Raw genomic sequence first — 17,774 nt, 5'->3', positions numbered from 1 at the left:
TAGGTTACCAGGGCGTAGGTAGTGTCGCTCGTCACTCTTAGACGTTTTGGAGTATTCGGGTGCGGCATCCGGGGGCCCCGAGTGGGACAGCGAAGCCTGATTACTGGCCAGTAATTATCCGTCTAGTAGTAAAAGTGGCGTCAATTTCACCAAGGCGCCGTGTTCACCCCTGGCAGCCGGAGCTACGCTGCAAGCACCCTCAAACCCCCGCTACGCCGTCTCGGTGCCGAGATGGCGTGAAACGGAGCGATCGTGTCGTACGAGAACTCTGCTCTCAGCGCATCCGCGCCCACCCGCCACAAGCGTCTGCTGGCCTGGGTGAGCGAGATCGCGGAGCTCACCCAGCCGGACCGCATCGAGTGGTGTGACGGCTCCGAGGAGGAGTACCAGCGCCTCGCCGAGCTGCTGGTGGCTCAGGGCACCTTCAAGAAGCTCAACCAGGACAAGCGTCCCAACTCCTACTACGCGGCCTCGGACCCCACGGACGTCGCCCGCGTCGAGGACCGGACCTTCATCTGCTCCGAGCAGGAGAAGGACGCCGGCCCGACGAACCACTGGAAGGCCCCCGCCGAGATGCGGGAGATCTTCCAGGGCGACAACGGCCTGTTCCGCGGCTCGATGAAGGGCCGCACGATGTACGTCGTGCCCTTCTCGATGGGCCCGGTCGGCTCCCCGCTGGCCGCGTACGGCGTCGAGATCACCGACTCCGCCTACGTGGCCGTGTCGATGCGCGTGATGACCCGCATGGGCCAGGCCGTGATCGACCAGCTCGGCGAGGACGGCGACTTCGTCAAGGCCGTGCACACCGTCGGCGCGCCGCTGGCCGAGGGTCAGGCGGACGTCGCGTGGCCGTGCAACAACACCAAGTACATCTCGCACTTCCCGGAGACCCGCGAGATCTGGTCCTTCGGCTCCGGCTACGGCGGCAACGCCCTGCTCGGCAAGAAGTGCTACGCGCTGCGCATCGCCTCCACCATGGCCCGTGACGAGGGCTGGCTGGCCGAGCACATGCTCGTCCTCAAGCTCACCCCGCCGACCGGTGAGGCCAAGTACGTCGCGGCGGCCTTCCCGAGCGCCTGCGGCAAGACCAACCTCGCCATGCTCCAGCCCACCATCCCGGGCTGGAAGGTCGAGACGATCGGCGACGACATCGCCTGGATGCGCTTCGGCGCCGACGGCCGGCTCTACGCCATCAACCCCGAGGCCGGCTTCTTCGGCGTCGCCCCCGGCACCGGCGTGGACACCAACGCCAACGCCATCGAGACGCTCTGGGGCAACACCGTCTACACCAACGTCGCGCTGACCGACGACGGTGACGTCTGGTGGGAGGGCCTCACCGAGGAGCCCCCGGCCCACCTGACCGACTGGCGCGGCAACGACTGGACGCCGGAGTCCGGCACCCCGGCCGCCCACCCCAACGCGCGGTTCGCCGTCCCGGCCGCACAGTGCCCGACCATCGCCCCGGAGTGGGAGGACCCGGCGGGTGTGCCGATCTCGGCCATCCTGTTCGGCGGCCGCCGCGCCACCGCGGTGCCGCTGGTCACCGAGTCCTTCGACTGGCAGCACGGTGTCTTCCTCGGCGCGAACATCGCCTCCGAGAAGACCGCCGCAGCCGAGGGTACCGTCGGCGAGCTGCGCCGCGACCCGTTCGCGATGCTGCCGTTCTGCGGCTACAACATGGGCGACTACTTCGGCCACTGGCTGAAGCTCGGCGCCCAGGCCGACGCCTCGAAGCTGCCGAAGATCTACTACGTGAACTGGTTCCGCAAGAACAGCGCGGGCAAGTTCGTGTGGCCGGGCTACGGCGAGAACAGCCGGGTGCTGAAGTGGATCGTCGAGCGCCTGGAGGGCACCGGCGAGGGCGTCGAGACCCCGATCGGCGTGCTGCCCACCCAGGACGGCTTCGACCTCTCCGGCCTGGACCTCTCGGAGGCCGACCGCGAGCTGCTCTTCAGCGTCGACGCCGACATCTGGCGCCAGGAGGCCGCGCTCGTGCCGGCCCACCTGGAGCTGTTCGGCGAGCACACCCCCACCGAGCTGTGGGACGAGTACCGGGCACTGGTCAAGCGCCTCGGCTGAGCGCTGACCGCTGACGCCACGGCCGGACGGTCTCCCCCCGACTCGGGGGAGACCGTCCGGCCGCTCTCTCTTCCTGCTCTTCCGGCTACGGCTGGGTGTAGCCGGAGAGGAAGTCGCCGATGCGGGTCACGGCGTCGGTGATCTCCTCCGCGCGGGGGAGGGTGACCAGGCGGAAGTGATCCGGTTCGGGCCAGTTGAAGCCGGTGCCCTGGACGAGCAGGATGCGCTGCGAGCGCAGCAGGTCCAGCACCATCTGGGCGTCGTCCTTGATCTTGTAGACCTTGGGGTCGAGCCGGGGGAAGGCGTACAGCGCGCCCTTGGGTTTGACGCAGCTGACGCCGGGGATCTCGTTCAGCAGCTTGTACGCCGCGTCCCTGGACTCCAGCAGTCGGCCGCCCGGCAGGATCAGGTCCCTGATCGACTGACGGCCGCCGAGCGCCGCCGCCACCGCGTGCTGGGCCGGCATGTTGGCGCAGAGCCGCATCGAGGCCAGGACCGTCAGGCCCTCGATGTAGCTGTTCGCGCGGTGCCGGTCGCCGGAGAGGACCATCCAGCCGGAGCGGAAGCCCGCCACCCGGTAGGACTTGGACATCCCGTTGAAGGTCACGCAGAAGAGGTCGGGCGCGAGCGTGGCCAGCGGGATGTGTACGGCGTCGTCGTAGAGGATCTTGTCGTAGATCTCGTCCGCGTAGATCACCAGCTTGTGCCGGCGGGCGATCTCGACGATGCCTTCGAGGATCTCGCGCGGGTAGACGGCGCCGGTCGGGTTGTTCGGGTTGATCACCACGATCGCCCGGGTGCGGTCGGTGACCTTGGCCTCGATGTCGGCCAGGTCCGGGTACCACTCCGACTGCTCGTCGCAGAGGTAGTGCACGGCCGTGCCGCCGGCCAGGCTGACGGAGGCCGTCCAGAGCGGGTAGTCCGGCGCCGGGACGAGCACCTCGTCGCCGTCGTCCAGCAGGGCGGTCATCGCCAGCTGGATCAGCTCGGAGACGCCGTTGCCGAGGAAGACGTCCTCGACGGTGAGGCCGTGCAGGCCACGCTCCTCGTAGTGCATCACCACCGCGCGCCGCGCGGAGAGCAGGCCCTTGGAGTCCCCGTACCCGTGCGCGGTGGAGAGGTTCTTCAGGATGTCCTGGAGGATCTCGGGGGGCGCGTCGAAGCCGAAGACGGCCGGGTTGCCGGTGTTGAGCTTGAGGATGCGATGGCCCTGTTCCTCCAGTCGCATCGCCTCGTCGAGCACCGGGCCGCGGATGTCGTAGCAGACATTGGCGAGCTTGCTGGACTGGATGACCTGCATGCCTGCTTACTTTACGGCGCTCGGGCCAGGCACAGGGGGTGTCTTCTGCCACGTGGACGGCAAAGTCGCCGGCAAGGCGAGGAAGAGGACGAGAGGAAGAGGAAGAGAGGACAGCGGTGCGGGCCGTGGGTGGGCCGGCGGGCATAGGCTCGGCCCGGTCGGTGGGCGAGAGGGGGAGCGATGCTGGGGCTGGTCCTCGGGGCGGTGGCCGGGTCGGCCGTGGCGCCGGTGCTCAGGGGTGCGGTGGCGCGGTACTCCGTCCCGTACGGGGAGTCGTGGCGGGCGGCCTGCCCGGGGTGCAGCCGGGGGGTGCGGTGGCTGCCGCCGACCGGGCGGTGCCCCGGGTGCCGGGGTCGGATCGGGCCGGGCGCCTGGCGGGTGGAGCCGGTGGCGGCGGCGGTGGGCGCGGCCCTCTGCGCGGCGGCGGACCGCTGGCACGGCCCGCTGCTGCTCTGGGCCGGCGCCCTCGGGGTGGTGCTCGGCTTCGTGGACGCCTCGGTACGGCGGCTGCCGGACGTACTGACCCTGACGCTCGGCCTCGGCACGGCCGCGCTGCTGACGGTGGCCGCGGTCGCGGATGGGCATCCGTCGGTGCTGCTGCGCTGTCTGCTGGTGGCGCTCGCGGCCTGGGCGCTGTTCGAGATCCCGGCCTGGTTCGACCTGATCGGCTTCGGTGACGGCAAGCTGGTGCTCGGTCTCGGGGCGCTGCTCGGCTTGTACGGCTGGCGCACCGCGTTCTCGGCGCTCTTCCTGACCGCGCTGCTGGGCGGGCTCTGGAGCGTCGGGCTCGCCGTCGTGGCCCTGGCGCGGCGCCGCCGGGTGCGGGGCCTGGAGGTGCCGTACGGGCCGTTCATGCTGCTCGGCACGCTGCTGGCGGTGCTGGCGGCCGCGTGACGGTGCCGCCGCGCCCGCCCGCCCGCCGTGCCCGCCCGGGGTCCTGACGCGGACGGGCCCGCCGCACCTGGCCGGTGCGGCGGGCCCGTCGTCGGCGCACCGGCTCCTCCCTCAAGGGGCAGGGCGCAGCGGGGAGTTACGGCATGGCGTGGACGTGCGCGCCCACAGTGTTGGAGAAGTCGTTGGCGTTGGCGGCGTCCCAGTTGGTGGACCAGGTCATCGCGCCGCGGATGGTCGGCCACTTGGCCGGCGGGACGAAGCTGCCGCAGTGGGTGCCGGTGGCGAGGCAGTCCAGCGCGTTGTTGACGACCGCGGGGGAGACGTAGCCGCTGCCCGCGCCCCGGGTGGACGCCGGGACACCGATGCCGACCTGGTCGGGCCGCAGGCCGCCCTGGATGTGCGTGCAGACCTGCGAGGTGATGAAGTCGATGCTGCCCTGCGAGTACACCTTGCCGTCGCAGCCGTTCATCGACCCCGAGTTGTAGAACTGGGTGTTGACGACGGTCAGGATGTCCTTGGTGTTCAGCGCCAGCTGGAAGTAGGCGCCGGCGGTGCTGTACATCCCTATCGTCTCGGGCGCCATGGTCAGCACGAATCCCGCGCCGGCCTTGCTCCGCAGGGAGTGCAGCGACTGCGCCAGGTAGGTCGGGTCGACGCCGTTCTCCAGGTCGATGTCGACCCCGTCGAAGCCGTACTGCTGCATCAGGGCGTACGCGCTGGTGGCGAAGTTGGCGGCGGCGGTCGCGTTGCCGACGCTGATCGCGCCGTTCTGGCCGCCGACGGAGAGGACGACCTTCTTGCCGGCCGCGTGCTTGGCGGCGATGTCCGCGCGGAAGTCCGCGTCGCTGTAGCCGCCGAGCGGGGTGGAGAGCTTGGGGTCGAGCGTGAAGGTGATGCCGCCGGCCTTGGCGGGGTCGGCGTCCGCGAAGGACACCGTGATGATGTCGTACGTGCTCTGGACGTCCCGCAGCCGCTGGACGGTGGCGCCGTTGTCGAAGTTCTGCCAGTAGCCGGTCAGGACGTGCTTCGGCAGGCCGGTGGCGGGCGGCTGGGTGGTCGGGGTCGAGGTCGGCGTGGCGGTGGGCGTCGCGGTCGCCGTGGGCGTGGTGGTCGGGGTGGCCGTCGCGGTGGGGGTCGCCGTCGGCGAGGCCGGGACGGTCGGGGTCGGGGAGGCGGTGCCGCCCGGGCCGGTGAGCGTGATGTCGTCGGCGCCGTAGCCGCCCTGGCCGTACCAGCCGTGCACGTAGAGCGTGATGCTGCTGGTGTTCGCGCCGGTGGTGAAGGTGCTGCTCAGCTGGTTCCAGGAGGACTGGCTGGACCAGGTGCTCGGGTCCGCGCCGCCGGTGCCGCTCGCGCCCAGGTAGACGTACGGGCCCTGGACCCAGCCGCTCAGGGTGTAGCTGCTGTTGGGGAGCACGCTGACGGTCTGGCGGCACTCGGCGGTGTCCGAGGCGCTCGGGGTCGCGGCGAGCGCCCGGCTGCCCGAGTGCACCGGGCCGCCGACCACGCTCGCCGCGCCGGTGCAGGTCCAGCCGGAGAGGGTGCCGGCCTCGAAGCCGCCGTTGCTGACCAGGTTGCCGACCGCTGCGCCGGCGCCGCCGGCGAACAGGGCCAGGCCTGCGCCGGCCAGGGCGAGGGCGGTGGTGCCGGCCGCGAGGGCGGGCAGGGTGCTGCGCCGGCGACGGTGCGCGGGCGCGTTCGGCGTACGGGCCATCTGACGACTCCTGTGGGGGAGGAGGGGCGGCCGCCGCGGTGGGGGTCGCGGCGGCCGCGTGTGGGGGGAGGGGACGTCCGCGGGACAGCTGGGGGTGGGGCGGGGGCTGCTCGACTTCGGTGCTCGACCGCCCCCGGCTCACAAGCTGGACTAGACCATTGGGTGCCGTCAAGCGTCCGGACCCGGGCTTACGGCTCGCTTAAGGAACCGGAGGCCGTTGCGTATCCCGCGCCCGGCCGGGGCTCTTCACCGCGCCCCCGCCCGTCGGACACCTTGCCGCACCGGACCGTGACCCGACCGGGACCTGCGGCTTTACCGCCTGAGACCAGGCCGGAGTAGGCTGCGCCGGGGGTTTGTCCGCACCCCGGGGAAAGAGCACGGAGGGGCCGAAAGCCATGGGTCTGCGCGATGTCGTCGAACGCACGCCGGGTCTGCGCACCCTGCTCGACGGGATGTACGGCCTCTACGGCCGCCGGGTCGAGGTGCACCTCGCCCGTACCCCCCACCACGTCGGTGTGATCCTGGACGGCAACCGCCGCTGGGCCAAGGCCACCGGCGGCACCACCGCCTACGGCCACCAGCGCGGCGCCGACAAGATCAGCGAGTTCCTCGGCTGGTGCGACGAGACGCACGTCAGGGTCGTCACGCTCTGGATGCTCTCCACCGACAACCTCTCCCGCCCGGCGGAGGAGCTCGTCCCGCTGCTCGGGATCATCGAGGACGCCGTCACCGGCCTCGCCGCCGCCCGCCGGTGGCGGGTCAACCCGGTCGGCGCCCTGGACCTGCTCCCCCAGCACACCGCGGACGTCCTCAAGCAGGCCGCCCAGGAGACCGCCCACATCGAGGGCATCACCGTCAACGTCGCCGTCGGCTACGGCGGCCGGCACGAGATCGCCGACGCCGTGCGTTCACTGCTCCAGGAGCACGCCGGCCGCGGCACCTCGATCGAGGAGCTGGCGGAGATCCTCGACGTCGAGCACATCGCCGAGCACCTCTACACCAAGGGCCAGCCCGACCCCGACCTGGTGATCCGCACCTCGGGCGAGCAGCGGCTCTCCGGCTTCCTGCTCTGGCAGAGCGCCCACAGCGAGTTCTACTTCTGTGAGGCGTACTGGCCGGCCTTCCGCAAGGTCGACTTCCTGCGGGCCCTGCGCGCGTTCGAGCAGCGCAACCGGCGGATGGGTCTCTGACGCCCACTCCGACGGCGGCCACCCGCCCGGGCACCACGCCCGCCCCGCGGTGCTCTCGCCACCACGCCGGACAACCGCCCGGCGCTCGCTCCGACGGGCCGTCGATCCGCGCCCGACCGGCTCCGCGCGCCCGGGCGCGAGTCCGGCTTCCGTAGGGCTGACGTACCCGGCGCCGGTGGGGGCAAACGTTCACCGAGAATGATCCGTCAGTTCTTCCGGACGCGAATGCACACCCCCTCGCCTGGGAATACTCGGATCAGACCGGTACCCCGGCCACCGGGGCCGCGGGGGCCGGTATGCCGCGGGTGACGCAGGGTCATCCGCCCTGGAGGCCTAGTGGTCAGTTCCAAGAGCCGCCGGACACCAGACCGGCGCACGTACGTTCTCGACACCAGCGTGCTCCTGGCAGACCCCCTCGCCATGAGCCGCTTCGAGGAGCACGAGGTCGTCCTCCCGGTGGTGGTGGTCACCGAGTTGGAGGCCAAGCGGCACCATCCCGAGCTGGGCTACTTCGCCCGCCAGGCGCTGCGCCTGCTGGACGACTTCCGGATCCGGCACGGGCGCCTCGACGAGCCGATCCCGGTGGGCGAGCTCGGCGGCACGATCCGGGTGGAGCTCAACCACTCCGACCCGTCGATACTGCCGGCCGGGTACCGCGCGGGCGGCGGGGAGGCGGACACCCGCATCCTCGCGGTGGCCCGCAACCTGCAGGCGGAGGGGTACGACGTCACCGTCGTCTCCAAGGACCTGCCGCTGCGGATCAAGGCCAGCTCGGTCGGCCTGCTGGCCGAGGAGTACCGGGCCGAGCTGGCGATCACCTCGGGCTGGACGGGAATGTCCGAGCTCCACGTCTCCGGCGACCAGGTGGACGCGCTGTTCGGCGCGGGCCACGACGCGGCCGTGGACATCGACGGCGCCGACGAACTGCCCGTCCACACCGGGCTGGTGCTCACCTCCGAGCGGGGCCGGGCCCTGGGCCGGGTCACCGGCGACGGACGGGTGCGGTTGGTGCGCGGCGACCGCGAGGCCTTCGGCCTGCGCGGGCGCAGTGCCGAACAGCGGGTCGCGCTGGACCTGCTGCTCGACCCCGAGGTCGGCATCGTCTCGATGGGCGGCCGGGCCGGCACCGGCAAGTCGGCGCTGGCCCTGTGCGCCGGGCTGGAGGCGGTGCTGGAGCGCCAGCAGCACCGCAAGGTGATGGTCTTCCGGCCGCTGTACGCGGTCGGCGGCCAGGAACTCGGCTACCTGCCGGGTTCCGAGTCGGAGAAGATGAGCCCCTGGGCCCAGGCGGTCTTCGACACGCTGTCCGCCGTCACCACCCCGGCCGTGATCGAGGAGGTCATCTCCCGCGGGATGCTGGAGGTGCTGCCGCTGACCCACATCCGCGGGCGCTCGCTGCACGACGCCTTCGTGATCGTGGACGAGGCGCAGTCGCTGGAGCGGAACGTGCTGCTCACCGTGCTCTCCCGGATCGGCCAGGGCTCGCGGGTGGTCCTCACCCACGACGTGGCGCAGCGGGACAACCTGAGGGTGGGTCGGTACGACGGTGTGGTGGCCGTGGTGGAGAAGCTGAAGGGGCACCCCCTCTTCGCGCACATCACCCTGACCCGCTCGGAGCGTTCGCCGATCGCGGCGCTGGTGACGGAGATGCTGGAGGACATTCAGCCCTGATCGGTACACAGAGGACATAGCGACAGATCGGATATATCGGTCAAATTGCTACGAGGGGCCCATCCTTGGCGGGATGGGCCCCTCGTTCGTCATCACATCGGACCGGGTGCTGTCCAGAGCTCGGCCAAACTTGCCCGGACGGATGGTTTGTGAGATGCGCCACGCAGCAGGGAATTGCGTCGGCGCCATCCGGTGCGGCATGGTGAGGGTTCTGTCAGGCCCCGCGTACGGCATGACGGGGCTTCCGCAAGGAGGCCCACGCCACCTCAAGGTGACGATGTGTACGAAATGTTCGGCCGCTCCGGCGGCCGGGCGACAACTGAAGACCTGAGCCGTACGCCGCCCGATCACCACGCCCAGCCGATTCACCTCGGCCGGACGCCGGGCCAGCACCTCCCGTGACCAGCACCGACGGAGGGCAGCGCCAAGGGGCATGTTGCGCCCGTACGGTCACGCGTGGGCGATGCTGGAAGGAAACCATGTGACTCGGATCTCGGTCCGGGGAGTCGCTGTGGCCTCCGCCACCGCCGTCACCGCAATGGGTGCCGTCGTCGGTATGGCTTCGGGCAGCGAGGGCAAGGCCGTGCACACGGTCGACGTAGCAGGCTCGACCCTGCTTGCCGAGGTCCCCTCAGGTGTCCAGGCACAGACCATCAGCGACAACTTCAGCCACCAGGCCTCCGCCCAGCAGGCGTCGGCCGACGCGGCCGCGAAGAAGGCTGCCGAGGAGGCCGCGCGCCAGAAGGCCGCCGCCGACGCGCAGGCGAAGGCGGACGCGGAGAAGGCAGCCAAGGAGGAGGCCGAGAAGGCCGCCAAGGCCGCCGAGGAGAAGCGGAAGGCCGACGAGGCCGCCGCCAACCGCTCCAAGGCCCGCTCGGCGATGTCCGCCGTGGACACCTCCGCGCCGGCCGTCTCGGTCAGCCCAGGTTCGGTCCAGGAGATCGCCCAGCAGATCGTCGGCGACGACGCGCAGTTCCAGTGCTTCAGTCAGATCGTGAAGCGCGAGAGCGGCTGGAACTACACCGCCACCAACGCGAGCTCCGGCGCGTACGGTCTGGTGCAGGCGCTGCCCGGTTCCAAGATGGCCTCGGCCGGCGCGGACTGGCGCACCAACCCCGCCACGCAGATCAAGTGGGGCCTGAACTACATGAACAGCCGCTACGGCAGCCCGTGTGGCGCCTGGTCGTTCTGGCAGTCGCACCACTGGTACTAGACGCTGGTACCCAGATACCCGCGCCCCGGGTGTCAGGCCCCCGACCGCGACGCGGTCGGGGGCCTTCTGCTTCACCGCCGCGCTCCTGCACCCCGCCCCGGGTGGCGCCTTGGCTGCCCTGACCGCGCCGACCGCCCGGACGAAGGTGGGCCGCGCCGTCCGGGCTGCGCTGACCAGTGCGCTCACGGACGGTGCGGTCCCGGCGCGGACGCGGGGCGCGGGAAGGGGTCCTGGGTGCTTCCCGCACCGGCCGGTCCGCAGACGGATGGCTCCTGTGTTCGGACTCCTCCCCGCCGCCCCCGAGCCCGAAACCATCACTACCGCCCCGTTTCGGGTGATTCGTCCGCAGCCCGGCGGGCGTCCGGCGGGCACCAACCCACCGGCCCGCCGGAATCCGCGCCCGTCGGGCGGGTAGCGTCATCCCTGACGGCCGTGGCGGACCCACGGCGTTCCGCCCGGCACGGCGGTCCAGCGGGGAGCGGTGGGTAGGGCGAGATGGCGCGGGGCGGAAGAGTCTTCAAGGTGGCGGCGATAGGTGCCGCAGCGGTCGTCCGGGTGGCCGCCGGCATCGAGCGGCGCCGGCGGGCGGCGATCGCCGCCGAGGCGGACGAGGCACCGGTCGACCTCCTCGCCCCGGTACCCGCCCCCGCCCCGCTCGCCGCGGCCGTACCGGCCGTCGCAGCCGGGCCGGTGGTCACCGCGACCCCGGTGGCCGGCACCGACCACGTCCCCGCCCCGCGGCGGGCGTCGAGCGCGCCGCCGGCGTCCACGCACGGCGCCTTCGGCCGCGAGCTCCACCCGGGCCGCCCGGCCACCCCCGTCGAGGCCGTGCCGTGGGGTCTGCGGGTGGCGGCCGAGTCGACCTGGCGGCTGCTGCTGCTCGGCGCCGCGCTCTACGTGCTCTTCCGCGTGGTGGACATGCTGCGGCTGGTCGCCTTCGCCGTCCTCGCCTCGCTGTTGATCTCCGCGCTGCTGGAGCCCACCGTCTCCTGGCTGCGCCGCCACGGCGTCCCGCGCTCGCTGGCGGCGGCCGGCACCTTCATGAGCGGGCTGGCGGGCATCGGTCTGGTCGGCTGGTTCGTGGTCTGGCAGGTGACCACCAACCTCCCGTCGGTCACCAACCGGGTGCAGGACGGCGTCTACCAGCTGCGCGACTGGCTGGTCACCGGCCCGCTGCACCTGACGCAGCAGCAGATCACCGACTTCGCGAAGCAGATCACCACGGCGATCAACGCCAACTCCGAGCAGATCACCTCGGCCAGCATCACCGGCGCGCAGATCGCCGTCGAGGTGCTGACCACCATGCTGCTGGCCTTCTTCACCACCTTCTTCCTGCTCTACGACGGCGCGCGGATCTGGAACTGGGCGCTGCGCGGACTGCCCCGGCACTCCCGCTACGCGATGGCCGGCGCGGGCCCGAAGGCCTGGGCGACGCTCACCGCGTACGTCCGCGGCACCGTCTGCGTGGCCTTCATCGACGCGGTCTGCATCGGTATCGGGATCCAGCTGCTGGGCGTGCCGATGGCGCTCCCGCTGGCGGTGATCATCTTCCTGGGGGCGTTCGTCCCGCTGGTCGGCGCGCTCGTCACCGGCACCATCGCGGTACTGATCGCCCTGGTCACCAAGGACCCGTTCACCGCGTTGATGGTGCTCGTGGTGCTGATCGCCGTCCAGCAGATCGAGGGCCACATCCTCCAGCCACTGATCCTCGGCCGGGCGGTCCGGGTCCACCCGCTGGGCGTCGTCCTCGGCGTCGCGGCCGGCTCCATCGTCGGTGGCATCGGCGGCGCCATCGTCGCCGTCCCGCTGATCGCCGTCACCAACACCGTCGTCACCCACCTCCGCCGCCGCAACGAGGCCGGCCAGGAGGTCTTCGTGGCCCTGGAAGCCGCACGCGAGGCCGCCGAACGCACCGCCTCCGCCTCGGCGGCGACCGCGACCGCCGCCGCGGCCCCGCCGCCGGCCTCGGCCGACTGATCGCCGGCGCGGGGGCGCCGAAGGCAAGCCCCCGGGACGGCTGAGGGCCCCTCCGGATGGTGTTCCGGAGGGGCCCTCAGCGGTGGTGCGGTGTCGTGCGGTGCCGTCAGGCGTCGACGGTGGCCAGGATCGCCTCGGAGTCGAGGGTCGCGGCGACGGCCTGGAGGACGGCGGCGATCTTCATCGAGGCCTGGATGACCTCGCGCTCGACGCCGGCCTTGCGGAGCACGGCCTCGTGCGAGTCGAGGCACTGGCCGCAGCCGTTGATGGCGGAGACCGCGAAGCACCAGAGCTCGAAGTCGGCCTTCTCCACGCCCGGCGTGCCGATGATGTTCATCCGCAGGCCGGCCCGCATGCTGCTGTACTCCTTGTCGGAGAGCAGGTGCAGCGTCCGGTAGTAGACGTTGTTCATCCCCATGATGGCGGCCGCGCCCTTGGCGGCGTTGTACGCCTCCGGGGTGAGGTTCGCCTTGGCCTCGGGCTCCAGCTCGCGCAGGACCGAGACACTGCGGGTGGCCATCGCGCAGGAGAGCACGGTGCCCCAGAGCTGCTGGGCCGGGAGGTCCGAGTTGCCGATGACCGCGCTCAGGTTGAGCTTGAGGTCCTTGGCGTACTCGGGCAGGGCCGCCTTGAGGTCGTCGAGCGCCATCGGTCAGCCGGCCAGGAGCTGCTCGGCGTCAAGGGTGGCCTCGCCCTTGTTCCAGTTGCACGGGCACAGCTCGTCGGTCTGCAGGGCGTCCAGCACGCGCAGGACCTCCTTGGGGTTACGGCCGACGGAGCCGGCGGTCACCATGACGAACTGGATCTCGTTGTTCGGGTCGACGATGAACACCGCGCGCTGGGCGGTGCCGTCGGCGGCCTCGACGCCACAGGCGCGCATCAGGTCGTGCTTGACGTCGGCCAGCATCGGGAAGGGCAGGTCACGCAGGTCGGCGTGGTCCTTGCGCCAGGCGTGGTGGACGTACTCCGAGTCGCCGGAGACACCCAGGATCTGGGCGTCGCGGTCCGCGAACTCCTCGTTCAGCTTGCCGAACGCGGCGATCTCGGTCGGGCAGACGAAGGTGAAGTCCATCGGCCAGAAGAACACGATCTTCCACTTGCCCTCGTAGGACTTGTGGTTGATCTCGGCGAAGGCGTTCGCGGCGTCGAGGTCGACACAGGCGTTGAGTTCGAACTCGGGGAACTTGTCACCGATCGTGAGCACGTTCGCTTCTCCTGGGTTGAGAAAGTGAGGGGATTATGTCCGGATTACCTATGGTTCGGCGGATTCGGACGTGATCCACAGTGACACACCGCGTACTGATCGGGGAAATAGCTACACTCGATGTATCTGATCGGAGAGAGCTATCAATACCCAGCAGCCCAGGCCCCGGGCCGACCAGCGCACCGGTCGGCCGCGCAAACCTCGGCCCGCTGTGGCAAGTGCCACATCGCGAGCGCCCCGTACCCCGACCGTCTCCCAGCTCAGGGCCTTCGTCGCGGTGGCCGAGCACCGGCACTTCAGGGAGGCCGCGGCGGCCGTCGGCACCAGCCAGCCGGCCCTGTCCGGAGCGGTCGCCGCACTGGAGGAGGCGCTGGACGCGCAGCTCGTAGAGCGTACGACGCGGAAGGTCATCATCACTCCACTGGGGGAGCGGGTGCTCGACCACGCGCGCCGGGTGCTGTCCTCGCTGCACGCCCTTACCGAGGAGGTCGAGGCGGCCCGCCGCCCGTTCACCGGCCCGCTGCACCTTGGTGTCATCCCGACCGTCGCGCCGTACCTGCTGCCCACCGTGCTCCGCCTGGTCCGCGGCAGCTACCCCGAGCTGGAGCTGCACGTCCACGAGGAGCGCACGCCGTCCCTGCTGGAGGGGCTGGCCGCGGGCCGGCTGGACGTGCTGCTGCTCGCGCTGCCCGCCGGCGGGGCCTCGCCGACCCGGGACATCCCGCTCTTCGACGAGGACTTCGTTCTGGTCACCCCGCCCGAGCACGCGCTGGCCGGACGCGCTGACGTGCCCCGCGACGCCCTGCTCGACCTGGACGTGCTGCTCCTGGAGGAGGGCCACTGCCTGCGGGACCAGGCCCTGGACATCTGCCGCGAGGTCGGCGCCGACACCTCGGGCGCCACCACCCGGGCGGCCGGGCTCTCCACCCTCGTCCAGCTGGTGGCCGGCGGCCTCGGGGTGACACTGCTGCCCGCCACTGCCCTGGACGTCGAGGCCGGGCGCACCGACCGGCTCGCCGCCGTCCGGTTCGCCGCGCCGGCGCCGGGCCGGCGGATCGGCCTCGCCACCCGGCCGGGGTCGGCCCGCACCGCCGAGTACGACCGCTTCGCCGACTCGCTGCGCGAAGTGCTGGCCGAACTTCCCGTCCGGATCGTGGAGTAGCCGGGATCGTGGGGTGGCCGGGCCGGTGGGGCTCGGCCCCGGCGGACGTGCCCGGCTGCGGACCTGCTCGGCCGCCGGCCGGTACGGCCAGGGGGCCGGCTACGGCAGCCGCTGCTCGAACCAGACCACCTTCCCGGCGCCGAGGCGGGTGGCGCCCCAGCGGTCCGCGCACCGGGCGACTATCTGCAGCCCCCGCCCGCGCTCGTCCTCCGGGCCGACCCGCTTGGGCCGGGGCAGCAGCGGGTTGTCGTCGCCCACCTCGCAGCGCAGCCGTGAGGTACGGACCAGACTGAGCGTCACCGGGCGGGTGGCATGCTGCACCGCGTTGGTCACCAACTCGCTGACCATCAACTCGGTCGACTCGGTGAGGTGTTCGAGCCCCCAGCGGCGCAGCGTGTGCCCGGCCAGCCGGCGCGCGCGCCCGGGCGTCTCGTGCCGGGGCTGGAGGTACCAGTGCGCGACGTCCTCCGCCGGGATGCCGTCGAAGGAGGCCGCGAGCAGCGCTATGTCGTCGCCGCGGTCGCCCGGCGGCAGGATCCGCAGCGCGTCCTGGCAGAGGTGCTCGGGCGAGTGGCGGTGTGAGGTGGCGAGCCGGGCGCGGAGCAGTTCCAGGCCGGTGCTGAGCGGGCGTTGTCTGGTCTCCACCAGCCCGTCGGTGAAGAGCAGCAGCGCCGATCCTGGCGGGGCGGGCAGCTCGGTGGACTCGAAGTCGACGCCGCCGACCCCGATCGGGGCGCCGGAGGGCAGGTCGAGCAGCTCGGTGCGGCCGTCGGGCTGGACCAGGACGGGCGGTACGTGGCCGGCGTTGGCGAGCACCACCCGGTTGGCGATCGGGTCGTAGACGACGTACACGCAGGTCGCCAGGTGCTGTTCCCGGCCCAGCCGTTGGGCCTGTTCGTCGAGGTGGTAGAGCACCTCGTGCGGGGGCAGGTCGAGGGCGGCCAGGGTCTGCGCGCTGGTCCGCAGCTGGCCCATGATCGCGGCCGAGGTGAGCGAGTGGCCCATCACGTCGCCGACGATCAGCGCCACCCGGTTGCCGGGCAGCGGGATCGAGTCGTACCAGTCGCCGCCGACCTGCGCGCCGCGCTCACCCGGCAGGTAGCGGTACGCCAGCCGGACGCCGTGCGGCTGCGGGAGATGGGTGGGCAGCATCGAGCGCTGGAGCTCGTCGGCGATCTCCCACTCGCGGGCGTAGCGCAGCGCGGTGTCCACGGCCAGGCCCGCCTGGGTGGCGAGGTGGACGGCGGTCGCGCTGTCGGTGGCGTCGAAGGAACGGTCCTGGCCCGTCTTGTCCGGACGCCGGATCAGCAGCACCAGCCCGAGGACGGAGCGCCGCCCGCGCAGTGGCAGGGCCAGCAGGGCGGTGCCCGCGGCGAGCCGGGCGAGCGTCCGCCCGCCGTACAGCTCCTCCAGCAGCGGGCGCAGCCGGGCCTCGCCCGGCGTGCCCAGCACGACCGGCTCCGGGGGGAGCCGGCTCAGCATGGCCTGGGCGAGCGGGCCGACCGGGTCGACCGGGACGGTCTGCCCGGCGGAGCGGCTGCCGAGCCGGCTGCCGTGCGAGAGCAGCAGGCGCAGCCCGTCGGGGCAGCCCGGATCGTGCTCGACGTTCGGCAGCGGCTCGCGCAGGTGCACGACGGCGGCGTCGGCCACCACCGGCACCAGCACCCGGCACAGGTTGCGCAGGGTGGCGGTCAGGTCGAGCGCGCTGTTGATCCGGCGGGTGGCCGCGTTGAGGTAGCCGAGCCGCTCGGCGACCCGGCGGTCGGCCTCGGCGTCCTCGGGCGGCGGGCGGCGCTGCGCCGGTACGGCGGGGGGCTGCCCGGTCTGGGGGTAGAGCTGGTCGCGCACGGCAGCCTGTCCTCGGAGGTAGGAGGGGGGTGACGGTGGGTTCAGCCGGTCCGCCGACAACGCAGGAACAGCTGCTCCTCCGGGGGCAACGTGGTACTGGCGGGCGCGTACGAGAGCCCGTGCAGCCCTTCGACCGTGAACCCGGCCTGCACGAGCACGCGTTCGAGCTCCTCTCGCAGATACCCGCTGATCCGGATCTCATGTCCGAGGAACGGCAGCGGGCAGTGATCGAGATCGGCCTCCACCGTGCCGAGCGCCAGCAGGCCGCCGGGGCGCAGGAGCCGGTGGATGCGGCGGAGCACGATCGGGATCTCGTCCTGGGGGAGCAGGATGAGCGAGAAGAACGCGGTGACGGCGGCGAAGCGGCCGGTCCCGGCCGGGCCGAGGCCGGGGGCGTTCCAGGCGTGGCCGGCGCGGTCGGTGGCCAGGTCGTACATGTCCAGGCGGTGGTACGCGGCGGTGGGGGCGGTGGTGCGGGCGAGCGAGAGCATGCCGTCGGCGAGGTCGACGCCGGTGACGTGCAGCCCGCCGTCGGTGAGCTGACGGACGGTCGGGTCGCCGGTGCCGCAGCCGACGTCCAGCACTGTGGCGCCCGGCTCCAGTTCGCGCAGCAGCCAATCGCCGCAGGCCAGCTGGCCGCCCTTGGCGGGGAAGGCCTCGGCGTAGCCGGCGCCGATCGCGTCGAAGGCGATGGCCTGCAGGGCGCGTTCGGCGCGGCGGCGGAGCACGTCTGCGTCGGCGTCGGGCGGGGTGGTGGGGATGGTGGTGGGGGTGGGCGCGGTGGCCTCGGCCGGTGGGGCCGCGGGTGGGGCGGCTGCGGACGGTCGGCCGTGCTGGTCCAGCCGCTCGTACCCGTAGGGCTGCTCGGGTCCGAGGGCCGGAGTGCTCCCGAAGGGTTCGGTACTCCCGAAGCGTTCGGCGCTCTCGAAGGGCTGGTCGGGTTCGTCGGGCTCGTCGGTCACCGTCGCGGCGGTGCCTGTGGGGGTGGGGTCCGATATCCGGCCGGTCGTCACGATTCAGATGCACCTTTCCACCCTGGCCCCGGCCGGCGCTGCGGTGGCTGGTCGCCGCCGCTGCCGGTGGCGCCGCGCTGCCCCGCCGGCCTCCTGCCGGTGGTGGTCTGTCACGCCCCCCGCGTCACTGTGTGCTGCTGCCCTGCTCTCCTGCTGCCCAACTGCCCTGCTTCCCGGCTGCCCCTGCTGCCGGGATCCCGCCCCCGCCGAGTGCCTGACCGGCACTTCGTCGCATCGATCCGAATGCCAGTGCTCGGCACTGGCCTCCGAGAATATGCGTGATCGTTGCGCCATGGGGCCCCTTTCCGGCCAACTCGCGTTGATTGGGTCGAATGTGGCCGGTGCCCCGGAAGCACACGGGGCGGACCGCGCCGCCCCGGGCGCCGCCCCCGCGCCGTGGACGCGACCACGCAGACCGCCTTGACCTGCGCGTTTGTTCGGCTATTGGGCGTTTATCGAACGTCAATCGGCGCCGGGCACAGTGTTCTCAGCGCCGGGGAAGCGTCGAA

General features: G+C 72.0%; 13 protein-coding genes. 7 read left to right on the top strand and 6 right to left on the bottom strand.

Annotated elements, in window-relative coordinates; translation table 11 throughout:
• Positions 1 to 252: 252 nt before the first annotated feature.
• Positions 253 to 2,079 carry a phosphoenolpyruvate carboxykinase (GTP) gene (locus ACIBH3_RS01585; RefSeq protein WP_396309805.1) on the top strand — a complete coding sequence of 609 codons (1,827 nt, stop codon included), beginning with the start codon at positions 253 to 255 and terminating at the stop codon, positions 2,077 to 2,079.
• Between the two features lie 85 nt (positions 2,080 to 2,164).
• Here the strand turns inward: ACIBH3_RS01585 and ACIBH3_RS01580 are convergent, their stop codons facing one another.
• Positions 2,165 to 3,379, bottom strand: a complete 1,215-nt coding sequence (locus tag ACIBH3_RS01580) for a pyridoxal phosphate-dependent aminotransferase (RefSeq protein ID WP_396309804.1) — start codon at positions 3,377 to 3,379, stop codon at positions 2,165 to 2,167.
• A 180-nt stretch (positions 3,380 to 3,559) separates the two neighbouring features.
• Between ACIBH3_RS01580 and ACIBH3_RS01575 the strand changes: the two genes are divergently transcribed.
• Positions 3,560 to 4,273: a prepilin peptidase gene (locus ACIBH3_RS01575; RefSeq protein ID WP_396309803.1), complete on the top strand. Its 714-nt coding sequence runs from the start codon at positions 3,560 to 3,562 to the stop codon at positions 4,271 to 4,273.
• 136 nt (positions 4,274 to 4,409) lie between these two features.
• On the opposite strand, the gene ACIBH3_RS01570 is transcribed toward ACIBH3_RS01575, so the two are convergent.
• Complete coding sequence (locus tag ACIBH3_RS01570) at positions 4,410 to 5,987, bottom strand: chitinase (protein ID WP_396309802.1); 1,578 nt, start codon at positions 5,985 to 5,987, stop codon at positions 4,410 to 4,412.
• A gap of 395 nt (positions 5,988 to 6,382) precedes the next feature.
• Between ACIBH3_RS01570 and ACIBH3_RS01565 the strand changes: the two genes are divergently transcribed.
• From ACIBH3_RS01565 to ACIBH3_RS01550, 4 genes are all read left to right on the top strand, one after another.
• Positions 6,383 to 7,177 (top strand): isoprenyl transferase, encoded by a 795-nt coding sequence (locus tag ACIBH3_RS01565; protein WP_396309801.1) that lies wholly within the window; start codon positions 6,383 to 6,385, stop codon positions 7,175 to 7,177.
• Positions 7,178 to 7,513: 336 nt separating this feature from the next.
• Positions 7,514 to 8,848, top strand: a complete 1,335-nt coding sequence (locus ACIBH3_RS01560; protein ID WP_396309800.1) for a PhoH family protein — start codon at positions 7,514 to 7,516, stop codon at positions 8,846 to 8,848.
• A gap of 463 nt (positions 8,849 to 9,311) precedes the next feature.
• Entirely contained in the window at positions 9,312 to 10,061 is a 750-nt protein-coding gene (locus tag ACIBH3_RS01555; RefSeq protein WP_396309799.1) for a transglycosylase SLT domain-containing protein, read from the top strand.
• A gap of 522 nt (positions 10,062 to 10,583) precedes the next feature.
• Positions 10,584 to 12,038 (top strand): AI-2E family transporter, encoded by a 1,455-nt coding sequence (locus ACIBH3_RS01550; RefSeq protein WP_396309798.1) that lies wholly within the window; start codon positions 10,584 to 10,586, stop codon positions 12,036 to 12,038.
• A gap of 106 nt (positions 12,039 to 12,144) precedes the next feature.
• Here the strand turns inward: ACIBH3_RS01550 and ACIBH3_RS01545 are convergent, their stop codons facing one another.
• Entirely contained in the window at positions 12,145 to 12,687 is a 543-nt protein-coding gene (locus ACIBH3_RS01545) for an alkyl hydroperoxide reductase (protein ID WP_396309797.1), read from the bottom strand.
• A gap of 3 nt (positions 12,688 to 12,690) precedes the next feature.
• On the bottom strand, positions 12,691 to 13,242 hold the full coding sequence (locus tag ACIBH3_RS01540; protein ID WP_396309796.1) for a peroxiredoxin: 552 nt from the start codon (positions 13,240 to 13,242) through the stop codon (positions 12,691 to 12,693).
• 211 nt (positions 13,243 to 13,453) lie between these two features.
• Between ACIBH3_RS01540 and ACIBH3_RS01535 the strand changes: the two genes are divergently transcribed.
• Complete coding sequence (locus tag ACIBH3_RS01535; RefSeq protein WP_396309795.1) at positions 13,454 to 14,404, top strand: LysR substrate-binding domain-containing protein; 951 nt, start codon at positions 13,454 to 13,456, stop codon at positions 14,402 to 14,404.
• A 99-nt stretch (positions 14,405 to 14,503) separates the two neighbouring features.
• Here ACIBH3_RS01535 and ACIBH3_RS01530 read toward each other — a convergent pair whose 3' ends face one another.
• The gene (locus ACIBH3_RS01530) at positions 14,504 to 16,252 is read right to left on the bottom strand and encodes a SpoIIE family protein phosphatase (RefSeq protein WP_396309794.1); all 1,749 of its coding nucleotides are present in this window, start codon (positions 16,250 to 16,252) and stop codon (positions 14,504 to 14,506) included.
• A gap of 41 nt (positions 16,253 to 16,293) precedes the next feature.
• Positions 16,294 to 17,265 (bottom strand): methyltransferase domain-containing protein, encoded by a 972-nt coding sequence (locus ACIBH3_RS01525; protein WP_396309793.1) that lies wholly within the window; start codon positions 17,263 to 17,265, stop codon positions 16,294 to 16,296.
• Positions 17,266 to 17,774 lie beyond the last annotated feature (509 nt).

Source organism: Kitasatospora sp. NPDC050543, from assembly GCF_044457565.1.
In the GTDB taxonomy this organism is placed as follows: domain Bacteria; phylum Actinomycetota; class Actinomycetes; order Streptomycetales; family Streptomycetaceae; genus Kitasatospora.
This window is presented reverse-complemented; position numbering and strand designations above follow the sequence as displayed.

Bases quoted from the DNA above. Each gene is read 5' to 3' on its own strand.
- ACIBH3_RS01580 (WP_396309804.1), bottom strand. From the start codon at position 3,379: ATGCAGGTCATCCAGTCCAGCAAGCTCGCCAATGTCTGCTACGACATC.
- ACIBH3_RS01575 (WP_396309803.1), top strand. From the start codon at position 3,560: ATGCTGGGGCTGGTCCTCGGGGCGGTGGCCGGGTCGGCCGTGGCGCCG.
- ACIBH3_RS01570 (WP_396309802.1), bottom strand. From the start codon at position 5,987: ATGGCCCGTACGCCGAACGCGCCCGCGCACCGTCGCCGGCGCAGCACC.
- ACIBH3_RS01565 (WP_396309801.1), top strand. From the start codon at position 6,383: ATGGGTCTGCGCGATGTCGTCGAACGCACGCCGGGTCTGCGCACCCTG.
- ACIBH3_RS01555 (WP_396309799.1), top strand. From the start codon at position 9,312: ATGCTGGAAGGAAACCATGTGACTCGGATCTCGGTCCGGGGAGTCGCT.
- ACIBH3_RS01545 (WP_396309797.1), bottom strand. From the start codon at position 12,687: ATGGCGCTCGACGACCTCAAGGCGGCCCTGCCCGAGTACGCCAAGGAC.